The organism is Corallococcus carmarthensis, from assembly GCF_003611695.1.
Classification (GTDB): domain Bacteria; phylum Myxococcota; class Myxococcia; order Myxococcales; family Myxococcaceae; genus Corallococcus; species Corallococcus carmarthensis.
This window is the reverse complement of the sequence record NZ_RAWE01000094.1, coordinates 1-16,001: the sequence shown is the minus strand read 5'-3', so window position 1 is coordinate 16,001 and position 16,001 is coordinate 1. Positions and strand designations below refer to the sequence as shown.

Annotated in this window: 14 protein-coding genes and 1 pseudogene; 6 read left to right on the top strand and 9 right to left on the bottom strand. The window is 69.9% G+C overall.

The genetic code is table 11. The features are described 5' to 3' along the window. The first annotated feature begins 32 nt into the window (after nt 1-32). Together D7X32_RS23720 and D7X32_RS23715 are read left to right on the top strand one after the other, a co-directional pair. Nucleotides 33-434, top strand: coding sequence for a hypothetical protein (locus D7X32_RS23720; RefSeq protein WP_120604853.1), 402 nt, complete (start codon nt 33-35; stop codon nt 432-434). A gap of 111 nt (nt 435-545) precedes the next feature. Further along, the gene (locus D7X32_RS23715) at nt 546-956 is read left to right on the top strand and encodes an SET domain-containing protein (protein WP_120604852.1); all 411 of its coding nucleotides are present in this window, start codon (nt 546-548) and stop codon (nt 954-956) included. A gap of 16 nt (nt 957-972) precedes the next feature. Here D7X32_RS23715 and D7X32_RS23710 read toward each other — a convergent pair whose 3' ends face one another. Together D7X32_RS23710 and D7X32_RS23705 are read right to left on the bottom strand one after the other, a co-directional pair. Then, the gene (locus D7X32_RS23710; RefSeq protein ID WP_120604851.1) at nt 973-2,082 is read right to left on the bottom strand and encodes a PE-PPE domain-containing protein; all 1,110 of its coding nucleotides are present in this window, start codon (nt 2,080-2,082) and stop codon (nt 973-975) included. Between the two features lie 67 nt (nt 2,083-2,149). Further along, the gene (locus D7X32_RS23705) at nt 2,150-3,826 is read right to left on the bottom strand and encodes an amidase (protein WP_120604850.1); all 1,677 of its coding nucleotides are present in this window, start codon (nt 3,824-3,826) and stop codon (nt 2,150-2,152) included. Nucleotides 3,827-3,971: 145 nt separating this feature from the next. On the opposite strand from D7X32_RS23705, the gene D7X32_RS23700 reads away from it, so the two are divergent. Together D7X32_RS23700 and D7X32_RS23695 are read left to right on the top strand one after the other, a co-directional pair. Further along, on the top strand, nt 3,972-4,877 hold the full coding sequence (locus D7X32_RS23700; protein WP_158625746.1) for a hypothetical protein: 906 nt from the start codon (nt 3,972-3,974) through the stop codon (nt 4,875-4,877). Nucleotides 4,878-4,912: 35 nt separating this feature from the next. Further along, nucleotides 4,913-6,064, top strand: coding sequence for a BMP family lipoprotein (locus D7X32_RS23695; protein WP_120604848.1), 1,152 nt, complete (start codon nt 4,913-4,915; stop codon nt 6,062-6,064). Between the two features lie 60 nt (nt 6,065-6,124). On the opposite strand, the gene D7X32_RS23690 is transcribed toward D7X32_RS23695, so the two are convergent. The 3 genes from D7X32_RS23690 to D7X32_RS23680 all read right to left on the bottom strand — a co-directional run bounded on the left by D7X32_RS23690 (nt 6,125) and on the right by D7X32_RS23680 (nt 8,326). Continuing rightward, entirely contained in the window at nt 6,125-6,637 is a 513-nt protein-coding gene (locus D7X32_RS23690) for a hypothetical protein (protein ID WP_120604847.1), read from the bottom strand. A 28-nt stretch (nt 6,638-6,665) separates the two neighbouring features. Continuing rightward, complete coding sequence (locus D7X32_RS23685) at nt 6,666-7,046, bottom strand: hypothetical protein (RefSeq protein WP_120604846.1); 381 nt, start codon at nt 7,044-7,046, stop codon at nt 6,666-6,668. 101 nt (nt 7,047-7,147) lie between these two features. Further along, nucleotides 7,148-8,326: an FAD-dependent oxidoreductase gene (locus D7X32_RS23680; protein WP_120604845.1), complete on the bottom strand. Its 1,179-nt coding sequence runs from the start codon at nt 8,324-8,326 to the stop codon at nt 7,148-7,150. A 131-nt stretch (nt 8,327-8,457) separates the two neighbouring features. Between D7X32_RS23680 and D7X32_RS23675 the strand changes: the two genes are divergently transcribed. Then, the gene (locus D7X32_RS23675; protein ID WP_120604844.1) at nt 8,458-9,387 is read left to right on the top strand and encodes a TetR/AcrR family transcriptional regulator C-terminal domain-containing protein; all 930 of its coding nucleotides are present in this window, start codon (nt 8,458-8,460) and stop codon (nt 9,385-9,387) included. Nucleotides 9,388-9,458: 71 nt separating this feature from the next. On the opposite strand, the pseudogene D7X32_RS23670 reads toward D7X32_RS23675, so the two are convergent. Together D7X32_RS23670 and D7X32_RS23665 are read right to left on the bottom strand one after the other, a co-directional pair. Beyond that, a pseudogene (locus D7X32_RS23670) lies at nt 9,459-9,674 on the bottom strand (SDR family oxidoreductase); the annotation flags it as partial. Between the two features lie 19 nt (nt 9,675-9,693). Further along, on the bottom strand, nt 9,694-11,148 hold the full coding sequence (locus D7X32_RS23665) for a hypothetical protein (RefSeq protein WP_120604843.1): 1,455 nt from the start codon (nt 11,146-11,148) through the stop codon (nt 9,694-9,696). A 170-nt stretch (nt 11,149-11,318) separates the two neighbouring features. Here D7X32_RS23665 and D7X32_RS23660 point away from each other — a divergent pair, with 170 nt between their 5' ends. Then, nucleotides 11,319-13,868, top strand: a complete 2,550-nt coding sequence (locus tag D7X32_RS23660; protein WP_120604842.1) for a hypothetical protein — start codon at nt 11,319-11,321, stop codon at nt 13,866-13,868. A 33-nt stretch (nt 13,869-13,901) separates the two neighbouring features. Here D7X32_RS23660 and D7X32_RS23655 read toward each other — a convergent pair whose 3' ends face one another. After that, a complete protein-coding gene (locus D7X32_RS23655; RefSeq protein ID WP_120604841.1) occupies nt 13,902-14,666 on the bottom strand; it encodes a glucose 1-dehydrogenase in 765 nt (254 codons plus the stop codon). A gap of 33 nt (nt 14,667-14,699) precedes the next feature. Continuing rightward, nucleotides 14,700-15,686, bottom strand: coding sequence for a zinc-dependent alcohol dehydrogenase family protein (locus tag D7X32_RS23650; RefSeq protein ID WP_120604840.1), 987 nt, complete (start codon nt 15,684-15,686; stop codon nt 14,700-14,702). Nucleotides 15,687-16,001: the final 315 nt, after the last annotated feature.

The following is a 16,001-nucleotide window of genomic DNA, read 5'->3' as shown; positions in this document are numbered from 1 at the left end:
CCTTCGCCGCTCTGCACCGGAGGCCCCATCCCATGCGTGTCATCACCCCCGACCTTCTCGTCGCGGCCGTGACGGAACTCTCCCGGGGAACGAAGCTGATCCGACTGAAGGACGTGCTGGCCTGGTGTGATTGGAACGGAGTGGATGCCCAGGGGGATGGCCTCCGGAACCAGGCGCTCTGGGAAGCGGAGCGCGCCGAGGCCCAGGGCCAGCGCCGGCTGCTGAAGTTCAAGAGCGGCGAGTGCAAGCAGTCCCGGCTGGGCTGGGCGCTCATCGCCCACGGGGCCAAGGCGCGGGAGCTGGCCACGGAGCTGCGCTGGTGCGAGCAGCTGTGGAACGGCATGGACTGGGAGTGGATGGGCGGCATCGCGCCCGTCCCCGAGCGCCGTCCCAACCGCGTCCGGGACGTGGAGCAGGCGCCCGCCTCTCCGTAGGCTTCCGGTCCTTGGAGGACCAGCCTTCCTGCCCCTGGACCCAGGGGCATCGCGGGAGTCCGGAGAGTGCTTAAGTTCGGGCAGGCACCCTCCCTCCAGGAGGGGTTCTCCATGAACAATCCCGAACTCGATCGCCTCATCTCCGAGAACCAGTTCCACCCCAACGTCGAATGGCGCCTCATCCCCGGAAAGGGACGGGGCGTCTTCGCGCGCAGGTTCCTGCCGAAGGGGACGCTCGTGGAGTGGGCGCCCATCAGCCGCTTCCCCGAAAGCGACCTGAAGCCGGTGGATCACCGCGACTGCCAGGCACACCACCACGTCTTCACCTGGGGCACCGAGCCCGGCCGGGAGAAGGCGTACGCGTGGGGCATGCTGGCGCTCTACAACCACTCGAAGACGCCCAACGTGGAGCTCATCGACGGACCGGTGCCGGACACGGGCGCCGCCGTGGCGCTGCGTGACATCCAGCCCGGCGAGGAGCTCTGTCTGGACTACGGCATCACGTGGTTCGAGGCGCGCTGATCGCGCCCCGTGAGCCTCACGGCACGGCGTCCTGGATGTTGTTCAGGTACGTGTCGATGCCGTGCTTGCCGTCCAGGGCGAACACCTCGCCGTTTCCGGCGGAGTCGAAGGTGTGGATGGTGGAGCCTTCGGGGTACTGCGTGGACGGGCCGCCGTTGAGGATGCCGATGCCGGGGAAGAGGCCGGACGCGATGCCGCTGACGATGTCCGTCACCGGGTTGAACGCGTGCGTGCCCAGCCACGTCGGCACGGGGTCCTGCTTGTTCACGTAGAAGGTGTACTTGGGCCCGTCCGGGAACGTCTTGCCCGCGCCCGCGAAGGTGGAGACGTTGATGTTGCCGAGCATCGCCTCGCGCTTGTCGCGGTTGCCGTCACCGAGGACGGGCAGGTTGCCCCAGAAGCCGCCCATGTCGTCCTTGAGGCGGTTGTCCACTTCGCGCAGCGCGCTCGACACGATGGCGCCGCCCTGGCTGTAGCCCGTGACGTTGACCTTCTTGCCGGCCTGGAGGTCCCGGTAGATGGCGTCCGCCAGCGTCTGGGCCGCCTTGTTGTCACCCACGCCCAGCCGGTCCAGGCCCGTCTGCGCCACGTCCGCGGGCAGCCCCTCCGTGGCGTTGTAGATGGGCACCACGTTGGTGCCGGACTCGTTCGCCAGCTTCTGGGCCTCGCCCGTGGCGTTCCCGTCGCCCTGCGGCTGCGTGAGGATGCCGTTGACGTGGTACGTCGTCGGCGTCGGGGACGCGATGGGCTTCTCCGGCTTGAACGGCGGCACCTCGGAGACGGAGAACTTGTCCGGCGGGTAGGCGTAGCCGTCCGAGCCCAGGTACATGCCGTCGTACGTCTTCGGATCCGCGTTCGCGTCGATCTTCAGCGCGCCGCGCGCCACCTTCGTCGCGTCATCCAACTGCACCGTGCCGGCCTGGACCGTGCCCGTGTTGGACTGGATGGGGGGGAGGTTCGCGTTGCCCGCGGAAGGGCTGGAGGACTTGACGCTCTTCGCCTCGAAGACGTCCTTGGCCGCCAGCGGACGCGCGAGCGCGTTCTTCGCGACGGGCTCGGACTGGCCGTCCACGGCGCGCGGCGTCACCGGCCGGACTCCACCTCTTCCCACTCCGTCGATGGACATGTCCCGGCCCTTCCGTGCTCGCGGTTCGAGAAGGGTTATCGGGAAGTGAGAGAAGGAGTTGCCCCGGTCAGGGCAGAACGTTGACGTGGAGGGTGGGGGTGCGGCGCTCCGAGGCGCGCTCCACCACGCGTCCCAGGCGCAGCAGCAGGTGCTCCTCGTAGGGGCGCCCCATGAGGTGCACGCCCACGGGCAGGCCCGCGCGGTCGAAGCCCGCGGGCACGGAGAGGGCAGGGCAGCCGGTGAGGTTCGCCAGGCGGATGAAGCGCATCAGCGCGTCCACCACCGGCAGGTTCGACTCGCCTGCCGGGAGCGCCGCTTCCGGGATGGCGGGCGCGGTGCTGGCCGTGGTCGGCGTGACGATGACGTCCACGTCCGCCATGAGCGCCAGCAATTCGCGGGTCAGCCGGTGCCGGTGCCGCAGCGCGTGGATCAGGTCCGTGGCCCGGAAGTGACGCCCCAGCGCCAGGTTGGTGCGCGAGTCGAGCCCGAAGACGGAAGCGCGTGCCTTCACCTGCGGCAGCATCGCCTCCGCCATCTCGCTCAGGATGATGCAGCTGTGCGTCCAGAGAATCGTGTTCAGGTCCGGCGCGGGAAGCTCCACCACCGTGGCGCCCGCGTCGGTGAGGGCGCGCACGGCCTCCCGGCAGCGCGCCACCACGTCCGGATCCGCGTCGTCGAAGTACGGCGTGCAGATTCCCAGACGGATGCCCTTCAACGCACCGTCCTCGTAGCCTGAAAGGTGATGCGGGGGCTGCTGCCGGGAAGCGACGTCGTGTCCGTCCGCGCCCGAGACAATCGCATACACCGCGGCGACGTCGTCAACGGTGAGGCCCAGGGGGCCCACGTGCGCCACGTTCCAGCACAGCGGCGGCACGCCCGTCTCCGGGATGCGGCCCCAGGTGGCCTTGAGGCCGACGACACCGCACAGCGCGGCGGGGATGCGGATGGAGCCGCCGCCGTCCGCGCCAATGCTCGCTGGACAGAGGCCCGCCGCCACCACCGCGCCGGAGCCGCTGGAGCTGCCACCGGTGATGTGGCCCCGGTTCCACGGGTTGCGCGTGGCGCCGTGATGCGGGTTCAACCCGATGGGGTTGATGCCAATCTCATGCATGTTGGCCTTGCCCAGGATGACTGCCCCCGCGGCCTTCAAGCGCGCGGCGACCGTGGAGTCGGTCCGGGCCGGCTCGGTGCGGAACGTGGTGCCCAGCGTCGTGGGGAAGCCCGCCAGGTCCAGCTCGTCCTTGATGACGACGGGCACACCGTCGAGCACGCTCAAGGGCGCACCCGCGCGCAGCCGCTCCGCGGACGCCTCCGCCGCCCGCAGCACCTCCTCCGGCTTGCGAGCGATGAACAGGCCCAGGCGGTCCGCGCCGCCGTCCAGGCGTTCAATCGCCTCATGGACCTTGCGCGCCACGGCCACCGGATCCGTGCTGCCGTCCCGGTAGGCGCGAGCGAACGCCGCGACCGTCTCCCGCTTCGGCTCCACGGAGGATGCGGCGACGGCGCGCGCGGCCTGCTCCACCGGTGTCTGTGATTCGGAAGGAGGCGCTCCCGGGGGCAGCGGGTACTGGATGGGCGGAGCATCGCCAGCGGGCAGCTCGCGCCACTGCTCGATGCCGCTGTCCCGCATCAACTTCTCCACCAGCGCCGGGCCCACGCCGCCCCGCTCCAGCGTGTTGACCATGGCCTTGAGGGCCATGCCAGAGAGTCGCGGAGCCTTCACTGGAGCGCGTTGATAGGTCATGGCCGCCGAGCCTACCTCGCTCCACCTGACAGGTCGCATCGTGCGAGTGCGTCCATCTGCGGCTACGCTGGGCCGGGTCATGCCCAAGATCACCAAAGGTACCCGCCCGAAGCGCTTCTCCCACCTGTCCAGGACGGAGAGCCAGGTGAGCGTCGCCACCCGCTCCGAGCAGATCCGCACCGAGTTCGCCCAGGTGCTCTGCATCCGCAAGACGCGGCGGGTGGAGGATGAAATCAAATACAGCATCCACCCGAGGTATAAATACTACCACCTGGGCATCGACCCCGTGGAGCCCGCGCTGGACAAGAACTACTGGCACGCGGCGTTCACCGTGCTGGAGGGGCTGCCCATCCAGGAGTACGACTCCTTCAAGTGCCCGGGGGTGGTCATCAGCAACCAGGCGGAGCTCGCCGGCTGGGGAAAGACGGACCTGGGGCTGCCCACCAAGAACGTCCTCGAAAGCCAGTATCCCGGTGCGTTTCCCCGCACCGCGGCGCCGCAGGCCAATGGGAAGACCCTGAACACCTGGCCGAAGATCAGCGAGAAGCTCAAGGAGATGCGGGAGCGGGTGAAGGGCACCCGGCCCGATGTCAGCTCCAGTGGAAAGCCGCGCGGTGTCGAACGGATGATCGTCCTGGACGACGGGGACTCGTTCCCGAGCGGCGTCGTGAAGGCGCCCTACCTGGGCGCGGCCTCCATTCCCTACGGCGAGGCCCAGGTGCACTACCTCCCCGAGCACGTCCTGGGCGTCTACACGGAGCTGCTGAGCCAGCAGCAGATCACCGCGTACCAGCAGGCGGACAACACGCGCACGGCGGAGGTCGCGCTCCAGGACGCCGTGGAGGCCATCCGGGGGGCGCTGGACCTGCGCTTCTACCTGAAGGTCACCTGCAAGATGGCGGTGCCGCTCGTCGAGTACTCCCTGGGAGCCATCACCCTGCATGCGTCGCCCAAGGCGCTCATGACCGCGGCCGAGGCGAAGTGCCCCGCGGCCGTCATCGAGGCCGTGAAGGCGAAGATTCCCATCGGCATGTATGGCGATGACGCCTGAGGGGCCGGGAGGCGCGTGATACATTGGGCGGTGTCATGAGCGCGCACCGCCGAATCGTCTCCCTCGCCCTGTGTCTGCTGGCGGTCTCCACCGGTTGCAAGAAGGAGGCGCCCGCCGCGCCCTCCAAGCCCACCATCGGCCTGGTGCTGGGATTGGGAGGCCGGGGTGACCAGGCCTTCAACGACTCCGCCCTGCGCGGGCTGGAGCTGTGGGCCGCGGGGATGAAGTACGAGAAGGCCGGCTATGTGGAGGCCGCCGCGTCCGAGCGGCAGGCCTCGCTGGGCCCGGACCTGGCCTCGCGCGGCTGGGCGCTGACCCCGCTGGGCATCACTCCGATGGTCCTCCAGAGCCGCGTGGCGGAGGACTACGAGCCGAACCTTCAGCTGCTCGCCGAACAGCATGTGTCCCTGGCCATGGGCGTGGGCTTCATGCTGGAGAACGCCGTGGAGACGGTGGCCCGGCGCAATCCGTCGCTGCCCTTCCTGCTGGTGGACAGCCCGCTGCTGGATGCGCAGGGCCGGATCATCACGCTGCCCAACGTGCGCACGGTGGTGTTCCGCGAGGAGGAGGGCTGCTTCCTCGCGGGTGCCCTGGCCGGGCTCGTCACCCAGACGGGCCGGGTGGGCATGGTGGGCGGGATGAAGATCCCCCTGGTGCAACGCTACGAGGCGGGCTTCCGCGCGGGCGTGGCCGCGACGAACCCGAGCGCCACGGTGCTGGTCAACTACACCGGCAGCTTCACCGACTTCGCCCTGGGCAAGCAGGTGGGGCAGGACCTGTTGCTCAAGAACACCGATGTCATCTTCGCGGCGGCCGGCGTGGACGGCCTGGGCGCCATCCAGGCGGTGAAGGAAGCGAGCGACGCGGGCAAGCCCGTGTATGTCATTGGCGTGGACTCCGACCCGTCCCACCTGGCGCCGCAGGCGGTGCTGTCCGCCGTCGTGAAGCACGTGGACCTGGTGGTGTACGAGGCCATCCGCGAGCAGCGCCAGGGGCGCCTCCAGGGCGGGAATGTCTCGCTCGGGTTGAAGGAGGGAGGCATGGGGCTGGCGCCCGTGCGCCTGGACTTCCCCGGCAAGGCGGAGGCGCTGAGCACCGTGGAGGCGCTCCGGGCCCGCATCATCTCCGGGGAGCTGAAGGTACCGACGCAGCCCGCTCCCGCTGGGACGGCTGGCGCCAACCCCTGAACGCAGGCCTGCGCTCGGGCGGCTGAAGGGAGGGGAGACGGCCTGTCGTCGTGCTACTGCTTAGAAGAGCGGCCCGTGCGTCTCCACCTTCAGCTGGCCTTCGTTGATGGCCACGCTGAGCCGGCGCAGGAGGTCCACCTGCTGCTGTTGCGTGAGGGACGGCATGGACGCCGACAGCTCGCGCGCCTGCTCATCCCCCCACCGGCGGGCGGAGAGGGCCCGGTCCACCACCTCGTTGCCGCGGGACCAGGCCGAGGCGTTCCGCGCGTGGGGCTCGCGCGGTGCCGTGTCTTCACGGGGCGCGACGTTGGCGGCCTGGGCCTGTAACGCGCGGGTCACTGCCTGCTCCATGCGCGCGTCCAGGTCCGCAGGCAGAGCGGGCGCACCGGGGAGCGCCACGGCGGGACTCTGGCGCTGCGCGAGCACCTGATTGAGGCGCCCCTCCATCCGCTCCAGCCGGGCTTGGACGTCCTCGGCGCTGGCGGAGGCGCGCTGACCCTGCACGAAGAGGGCAAGCCCCGCGCCGAAGAACATCAGGTTGAGCACGACGAGCGTGCGGCTGAATGGAATCATGGCGCGGGTTGCCTTCAACGCGAGAGGCTCAGGGGCCCTTGGTCTCGAAGTGAGAACCGGTGCTGACCCAGATGAACGTGCAGGTCCCTGTGCTGTCGTAGGAGACCTGCAGGTTCGAATCCGAGTTCAGCGCACGGATCGTCGCGACCATTTCGGCATCGGAGGTCGAGCAGCTCGCGGCGACGCCGGAGGCATCCTTCGCGTAGCAGAACCCAGCTCCCGTCGAGACGGTCGAACACCACAGGTACTGCACGCCGTCCGAGCTGTTACGGGCCGTCCCCAGGTTTCCACTGAACGCGCGGGTCGTGGTGTTGACGAAGACCGAGGAGCTGAACCGCTCGCCGGCGAAGCTGATGGCGGAGAGACCCATCGCGACACACAGACCCCACATCATTCCCGTCTTCTTCATGCGGACTCCCTATCTCTGCTGGCTGAACGGTGGCTCCTGGGCGCTTCAGGCGTGACCAGGGGCCCGGCGTTCTATGACATCAGGCGGAGCGGTCCAGATTTTCAGGTGTAATCTGGAAGTACGAACCCGGTGGCCGCGTGGGTGACGAGCTTCTCGAACACGCGCTCCAGCGGCTTCGTGGTGAGCAATCCATAGATGTGATTGCGCAGGAACAGCCCGGCCCGTGTGCGGGGCGCGAAGAACCCGCCCACGTGGCTCGCTCCGCCCTGGCACTTCATCGCATACGGCCGCAACCGGGCCTCGAAGCGCGCGAAGGCCTGGGCGTGCTCACCCGGGGTCGCGAGCAGTTCCCCCGCGAGCACGTACGCACCCACCATGGCCATGGGCGTGCCCTGTCCTCCCAGGGTGCCGCCCCACGCCGCGTCTCCCAGCAGGACCACGCGCCCGCGTGAATAGTGCGGGAGCCGCACGGAGCTGATGGCGTCGAAGTAGAGGTCCTCCGCCCCGCGCAGTGCTTCCACGAGCCGAGCCGTCCTCCAGCCCGCGCCCGCGAAGGCTGTCGACACCGCTTCGCGCGCCGCGTCCAGGGAACGCTCCTGGGCAGCGAGGGGCGCGCCGGTGAACACGAACAGCGCGCGGGCTTCGTCCTCGGCGCGGGCGCTGGTGACGCACACGCCGCGACCGGGCTCGCTGTAGATGACGCCTCTCTGCCGCAGGCCGAGCATGTTCGGCAGCGTGCAGCCCACGACGCGGAAGCCGTGGTGCTTCAGGTGGCTTTCATTCTCACCGAAGACGCGCGAGCGCACATTCGAGCGCAAGCCATCCGCGCCCACCACCAGATCGAAGCGCTGGGAGGCGTGCTGTTCGAACGTGACCTCCACGCCCTCGGGCGTTTCGTGAAACGCGGTAGGGCTGTCCCCGAAGCGATATTCCACCTGCCCGCGGGTGCGTTCGAAGAGCAGCTGGCACAGGTCCCCACGCTGAAGCTCCACGTCCCCGCTCATCATCAGTGCGGGCAGCTCCGCCACTGTCCGGCCCGTGGCATCGACGAAGGCCTGTGCTCCCAGCCGCGTCCGTCGTTCGTGGATGGCCTCCCACAGCCCCATGCCTTCCAGCACGGCGCGGTGCACGGGCCCTCGGAAGTCGACGGCCTGCCCGCCGGTGCGTAGCTCGCGGGCGCGTTCGACGACGGTGACCCGCCAGCCTCTCCGGGAGAGCCACCATGCGAGTGACGGGCCTGCGATTCCTGCTCCAGCGACGAGGACGTGGGGATGGGTCATGGTGCGTACGGTGTACGCACACGCCAGGCTCCACAACGAGGCTCCAGAGGATGTCCACGGCTGTGCTAGCTCAGGCGGCGCGCGTGGGGCAGGGCCTGCGCACAGGCGCCATCTGTACTAGTACAAAGACCATGGCCATCGCTCCGTACCAGCGCATCGTCGACGACGTGAAGCGGCAGCTTCGCACCGGGGCGTTGCAGCCCGGTGACCGGCTGCCCTCCACGCGGGAGCTGGCCCGGCGGTGGAAGGTCGCGCTCGCGACAGCGGCGCATGCCCTGCGGACCCTGGCGCAGGAAGGCGTGGTGAAGGCCGTGCCGCGCGTCGGAACGATCGTCGCGGGTGGGCCGTCCCGGTCCGGTACGACGCGGGGCTCGGCGGACCTGACGCGCGAGCGCATCGTTCGCGCGGCCATCGCCATCGCGGATGACGAGGGATTGCCGGCGCTGTCCATTCGCGGAGTCGCGGCGAAGCTCGGCCTGCCGGTGATGTCGCTCTACCGCTACGTGGCGAGCAAGGACGTGCTGCTCTTCATGATGGCGGAGGTCGCCTTCGCGGAGGAACGGCTGCCGGCGAAGCCTCCGGCGGGGTGGCGTGCGCAGCTGGAGCTGGCCGCCCGGCTGGAATGGCGTGTCTTCCAGCGCCATCCCTGGCTCGCGCGCGTGGTGAACCTCACGCGGCCCCAGCCACAGGAGAACGCGCTCGCGTACGCGGACTGGATCATGAGGGCGCTGGAGGAGACGCGGCTCCCGGCACAGGAGGCGATGCGCGTCCACGTGCTGCTCCACGCATTCGTGCAGGGCATCGCGGTCAACCTCGAGTCCGAGGCCGACGCCGTCGCCCAGTCCGGCATGAACGACGAGGAGTTCATGCGGCGCAACCTGGACGCCTTCCTCCGGGTTGCGACGTCGGGGCGCTTTCCGCACTTCGAGAAGGTACTGACCGGCCTGCGCCCGGGATTCGATCTCGACTTCGATGCGCTGTTCGAGCAGGGCCTGGGCGTGTGGCTCGACGGGTTGGAGGCGCGGCTCGCGAGGAGGCCCGGCCCCGCGAAGCCACGCTGACCCACGGACTCACGGCTCGCGGCGGTCCTTCTCCGCGAACCACTCCGGCCCGGAGCGGCCCGCCTGTCCACCTACGCCCCGGCGGTCCAGCCGCCATCGATGTCGATGACCTGCCCGGTGGCGTAGGCGCACGTCGCGAGGAAGTACGCCGCGTCCGCCATGTCTCGCACGGTGCCGGGCTTCTTGAGCGGCACCTTGCTCACGAGCGCGTCCAGGAACGCGCCGGCCTGCTCCTGCGGGACGCCCCAGTCGATGGCCGTGTCGCGCGTCAGCCCGGGGGACAGGACGTTGACGCGAGTGGGGGCTTCAGTTCAGCTGGAGCGAGAACCCGAACAGGACGCCCGCCTTCCAGTCCTTGGTCGTGGGGATGGGGTCGGGCAGGTCGGCGGGAACCTCCTCGCCCTCCTTGAACCCACCGGCCAGGGTGTTGCGCTGGCCCGCCTGGAGTCCCAGGTGGAGGTAGAAGATGTCCCGGAACGAGCCGAACACACCCAGCGCGTAGTCGATGCGAAGGGTGGAGTCCGCGGAAGCAGTCACGATGCCCGCGCTGGCTCCCCAGTTGAACCGGGGCCTGTCGGAAAGGCGTGCGTTGAAGAAGATGGCCGGAGCGACAGTGACCGAGGAGCTCTCGTCATAGCCGAAGCGGAGCCCCACCTGATTGGGATTGGCCTCCGTGGGCACGCGCGCGGACTGGCGGATGATGCGGCGGCTTTCGATGCTGGAAAGCACGATGCCCGCCGTCAGGGAGAAGGGGCTCTTGCCTAGCTCCAGGTTCACGGTCCCCACGGTGCGCTCAGGGGAGTCGGCGGTGCGAAGGTCGCGGCGGAAGAGCTCCACCCGCACGCCCGTGGGCTCGTCGCGCGCGGAGACGAAGCGGGTCTCGAAGAAGAGGTCCTCCCGGCCCAGGGTGCTGCCGAGGAGCGCATCCAGTTGCTGGATGCTGGCCTTGCTGCTCTGGAGCTCCGCTTCGACCCGCACCGCGGCGGCCTGATACACGGCGGCATCGGACGTGAGGGTGGTCATCGCCTGCTTCGTCCGCGTGTCGAGGTCGCTCCTGCAGGTGGTAGTGAGCGTCACACCCTGGTCGTCGGTGGTCCTGAGGAGGAAGGCAGTAATCGCACCGACGTCCTGCGCGAAGACGCTCGTCGCCGAGGTGAACGTTCCTGGCGCGTGGGTCCATGCTTTCAACTTCTCGGCACGCTCGCAGACTCGAGCAGGTTTGGACAGGGTGTCGGGTTCCGTTTCCTGGAGGAACGCGTGGGCCTCGTCGACGTAGTGCAGGCTCTGGGCGACCTCCAGGCTTTGCTTCTCCGCCGCCGCGATCTTCGTCAGCGCATCCTGCGCCCACTTCTGCTCCCCGGACGAGGTGCATTGGGGGACCGCCGCGGCTCTCGCGCCGGGCGCGGCGAGCAGGCCGGGCGGTGGCGTTGGCTTCAGGGTGCCCAGGTTCAGCCCGGGAATCCTCCCCAGGAAATTCAGGGCCAGTGCGGCACCCAGCGGCTGGGACGTGACCGCGAAGCGGTAGTCATACTTGAAGGGGTTCTTCCCCTCGAAGACGAATTGGACCTGGTCTCCCTCGGAGAGACGGGTTGGACCGTCCACCACGCGCCCGGAGTTCGCGTCGATGGTCACCCCTTCGTACCCGCTCTTCGCTTCGGGCTTGTTGCTGACACGTTTGCAGTACTCACTGGGGTCCGCGTGTGCGGTGCTGCCCGCGAGGAGGACGGCCAGAACCGCGAGGCTTCGGGAACGTCGGTGCATGGGGCCCTTTCGTGATGGAACGCGCGCCTTCATCAAAGCCAGTCGTATGAACGGGGCGCGAGGAATTCCTTGTGACGCTTTCGCGAATGGAAGCGTGATGCATGGCTCACCCCGCCGAGGCATTGAAAACCCGGGGTGCGCGGCGCCCCGGCCCGGGGTAGACACAGGGCATGTCCGCCCTGCTCGACAGCGGCGTGCGCCGGGGCGCCGAGGTGCGCTGCCCCAGCTGCATCCGCTTCATCCTCCCTGACGCCGCGTGCCCGCACTGCCTCTGCGGTCCCATCCCACTGGAGCGCTACGGCTCCGCTCGGGCGCTGGTGAAGTCCGGTGTGGACCGCTTCGCCCTGGCGGCCCGCACGGCCGCGCTGGAACCCGCCCAGGTGGAGGTGCTGGAGGCGCGCTATGCACGGCAGTGGGGCGCGGTGCTGCGCCTCGCCGAGGACGCCCGGCGCATCGAGCCCCACCTCGTGCAGCGTGGCTTCACGCGGGAGCTGGAGGACGCGTGGGCGCTGATCTTGCCCATCGAGGAAGCGTCCCTGGAGGAGATGCTCGCGCCCTTCAGTCCCATGCCGGACTCGCTGGAGTGGCTGGCGAACAAGTCACCGGATCCGACCCTGCGCCTCCTGGCCTCGCTCGCGTGGGTGCACCAGGGCACCTGGTCCCGGGAGGCCCGCTACTCCGTGAGCAACCAGCTGCTGCACGGAGAGGGCCGCGTGGCGGTGGAGGCCATGCTCGCGATGACGCGCTGGCGCAATGGCCTCTCCCCGCGGCTGGGCTCCGAGGAGCGCGAGCGGATCCGCGTCCTCGCCCGGGGCGTGCTCGACGTGCCGGAGCTGTCCTCGCGCGCGGCGGTCGCCTGGGTGCGCGCGTCGCATGAGACGCCGCCGGAGAGCGTCTCCGCCGCGCTGCACCGGGGGCTGTATGGCATGGACCCCGACGTCCGCTTCGAGTGCGCGCTGTGCCTTCACGACGAGGTGGAGGTCGCCCAGGCGCTGGATTCATCCGACGCGACCCTGACCAGTTTCGCGCGTCGCGTCCTGAGTCAGTGGGGGTCACGCCGGCTGCTCACGCGGTTGCAACTGGACGGCGACGCGGCCTTCGCGAAGGAGGTCCTCCGCGAGCTTCCCTCGCCTCCCCCCGAGGGTGCCCTGGAGGCGCTGCTCACCGTGTCCCTGCGCACCGTGGGCTCGCTCGCGGGCGAGCTGTTGTCCTTCGCGAAGCAGCGTCCCTTCCGCGCGTGGGGCCCGGAGGGCCAGCAGCGCTGGGCCCGCTGGGCGCGCTCGGCCCTGCGCGACCTGCCCGCGGAGACCGCGCTCGACTTCTTCGAGTGGGCCGCCACGCCTCCCCGCGACGACCCCGAGGCCCCGGAGGAGGAAGAGTCCGAGGCGATGTGGGCCTTCCTGGAGGAGACCGTGCACGCCATCGACCGGGGCACGACGAAGGACCGCACCGCTTGCTTCGGTGACTCCGCGTTCGCGCGCTTCCTCCACCACTCGGGTGTGGACGAACAGCGGCGGCTGAACGACTGGGCTCGCGACACGTACAGCGGAGAGGCCCTGCTGGAAGCGTTGATGATGTTCCCGTCCCGGGCTCGGAACGCGGGCCTGGTTCCGGAGCGCAGGACCGAGGAGAAGCACCCCGACCCCGGTCACCCCGGCCGGCTGCTGATGGCCGTCTGGGAGGGGCCGGGCCAGTACCTCCTGGTGACGCCGCTGTCCCGCGTGGTGCGCTCCTGGAGTTCCCTCTCCGGCAGCGAGATGCTCGTCGAAGCCGTCTGGCGGCGCTTCCAATCCCATCCCGCAGAACGCGGTGCCCTGCTCACCGCCTTCGCGAGCTGGCGCGACCGCCTCTGGGAGTTCCAGTGCGAAGCGGAGCGGGACGTCCTCGCGCGCTTCCAGGCCTGGTGGCGCGTGGATCCGGAAGGGCTCTTCCGTCAGACGGAGCAGCTCCTGGACAACGCGCCGGTGGACGCGCTGCCACGCAGGCTGCGCGCCCTCTGGGGCGCGGCGGAGGAGCTGGTGGGCACGCGCCCGCGCACGGCATCCCTCTCCGTGTCGAAGGGCGCCATGGCGCTGCGCAACGGGCTGGAGTCCCACGACGCCCAGGTCCTCCAGGTGCTGGACGCGGAGCTGGAGCACTTCGAAGCGTGGCTGCCTGCCTTCGAGAAGCGCGTGCTCGCCACGCCGTCTCCGCCGGAGGAGTCGAACATCCACCGCGACTTCCTGGACGACACGCACGGCGCGCTGCGGATGATGCGGGAGCGCCGCGAGCGCAGACGTGAGGACGCGGAGTACGCACGGCAGCGCGAAATCGACCGCCAGGTGGCCGAGTCCCGCCGCCGCGACCAGGAGCGCCGGGCCGAGGACGCCCGCCGCGCCGCCGAGGAACTCAATGCCAGACAGGCCGTCGAACGCGCGCAGCAGGAGACGCTGGCCCGCGTGGAGGCGCAGCGCCTGCTGGTGACGCTCCAGCCTCGCGTGCCGCTGAAGCCCGTGGACCGCGAGGTGCTCTTCCCGGAGTCGGCCTTCCCCACGCTCGTGGACTACGCCCGGATGATCAAGGCGTTGCAGCGCGGCGGAGACGTGATGAAGCTCTTCGAAACCCTGGGGCTCACGCCCGTCACCTGGGCCGCGCAGGCGAACGCCTGGGGACAGGCGATGGTGGGCCGCATGGACCTGGGCATGCGCTTCGGGGAGCTGCTCGGGGCGCCCTGGGAGTGACGTCCCCGGGCGCCGCCGTGACTGCCTGACGCGCTACTGCGCGGTGGCGCCGCCGTCGAGGACCATCTCCGCGCCGGTCATCAGCTTGGACTCGTCCGACGCCAGGTACACCACGGCGTTGGCCACGTCGTCCGGCTCGCCGAAGCGGCCCGCGGGGATGCCCTTGAGCATGCGCGCGCGCGTCTTGTCCGCCTGGCCACCGGCCTGGGCCAGCGCCTCCACCATGGCGGTCTCCACGTAGCCGGGGTGGATGGAATTGCAGCGGATGCCATAGCCCTTGTAGGCACAGTGCAGCGCCACGGACTTGGACAGCATGCGCACGCCGGCCTTGCTGGAGCAGTACGCGGGGAACTGCGGCACGCCCACGAGCCCCGCGATGGAGGAGATGTTGATGATGGAGCCCTGGGACTTGGACTCCCTCATCACGCGGATGCCGTGCTTGCAGCCCAGGAACACGCCGTCCAGGTTGACCGAGTGCACCAGCTTCCACTCGTCCAGGGACATCTCCTCGATGTCCTTCACGATGCCCATGCCGGCGTTGTTCACGAGCACGTCCAGCCGCCCGAACTTCTCCACCGTGCGCGCGAGCGCGCTCACCCACTGGTCCTCGCGGGTGACGTCCAGCGGGACGAACAGGCCCGCGTCGCCCAGCTCCTCCGCCACCGCGCGGGCTTCGGCCTCGCGCCGGTCGGTGACCACCACCTTCGCGCCCTCGCGCGCGAGCATCCGCGCGGACGCGGCGCCCAGGCCCCCCGCGCCGCCGGTCACCAGGGCCACCTTGCCTTCGACTCGCTTCATGGTCGTCGTTCCTTCATGTGAGCGGCGGGTGCTTCACGCCGCGGGGTTGGGGGTGAGCAGGATCTTCCCGTTGCGGCCCGGCTCCATCGCGCGCTTCACCGCGTCCTGGATGCGCTCCAGCGGATAGGTGCCATCCACCGGCGCCTGCAGCGTTCCCACGGCCATCAGCTCCGCCAGCCGGGCCAGGGTGGCGTTCTGCTCCTCGCGCGGGGCGTCGCGCAGCCAGCGCGTCAGCCAGAAGCCGCGCAGGGTGACGTCCTTGAAGATGGAGGCCGCCGCGGACAGCTGGGGGCCCTTGCCGCTCATGGCGCCGTAGTTCACCAGCACGCCGCCCGTCGCCAGACAGTCGCCGACCCTGCGAGCGGAGTCTCCGCCCACCGCGTCGATGCCCAGCCGCACCTTCGCGCCGCCGGTGGCCGCGCGCACCTTCTGGGGGAGCTCGTCCGTGTCCAGCAGCACGACGTCCGCGCCCTGGGCCTTGAGCTCGTCGGCCAGCTCCTGGCGGCGCACGACGTTGACGGTCTTCAGGCCCATCACCTGCGCCAGGGTGATGAGGTAGCGGCCCACCGCGGAGTTGGCGGCGTTCTGCACCACCCACTCGCCGGGCTGGAGCGTCACGAACTGGCGCAGCATCAGATAGGCGGTGGGCGGGTTGATGAGCAGCATGCTGGCCTGGAGCAGGTCCAGGCCCGGCGGCACGGGCAACAGCTGCGCGGCGGGCGCGGTGAGGTGGGTGCGCCAGGTGCCCGCGCCCAGCGGGAGGAACACGAGGTCGCCCACGGAGACGGCGTCGGAGCCCGACACCTCCACCACGCGGCCCACACCTTCATTGCCGGGCGTGGCGGGCAGCTTGGGCAGCACGCCGTATTCGCCGGAGAGGGTGAGCAGGTCGGAGGGGTTGATGGGCGTGGCGAGCACGGCCAGCCGCGCCTCGCCGGACTTCAGCGGCGCTGGGGACTCCTCCACCACCTGGGCGACGTCGGGGGGCGGCCCGAAGGCCGAGAAGCGCACTGCTTTCATGGCATTGCTCCCGCGCTGTGAAGGCGCCGCCACCCTAACCGCCTTCGGTCCTGCTGCCGAGCGTGCGCTGCGGCTCCACGCGCGGTGTCCATCCGTTGGTATTGGAGCCGCTCCTCCTGCATTCCCGCCCCGAGGGCATGGCGCTCTGTCCACCCGCTGACGCGAGCGCGAGGAGGCTACCGGCCGTCGACGATCAGGCCTCGCCATGACGGTGGGGGCTGCACAGGTTCTGAAATGGACCCCTCGGTGGGGCGCGGGTGGGGACGGGCGAGGAGGGCGAGTGTGAGCAACGTGCACCACGAAGGGGCCCTGGGC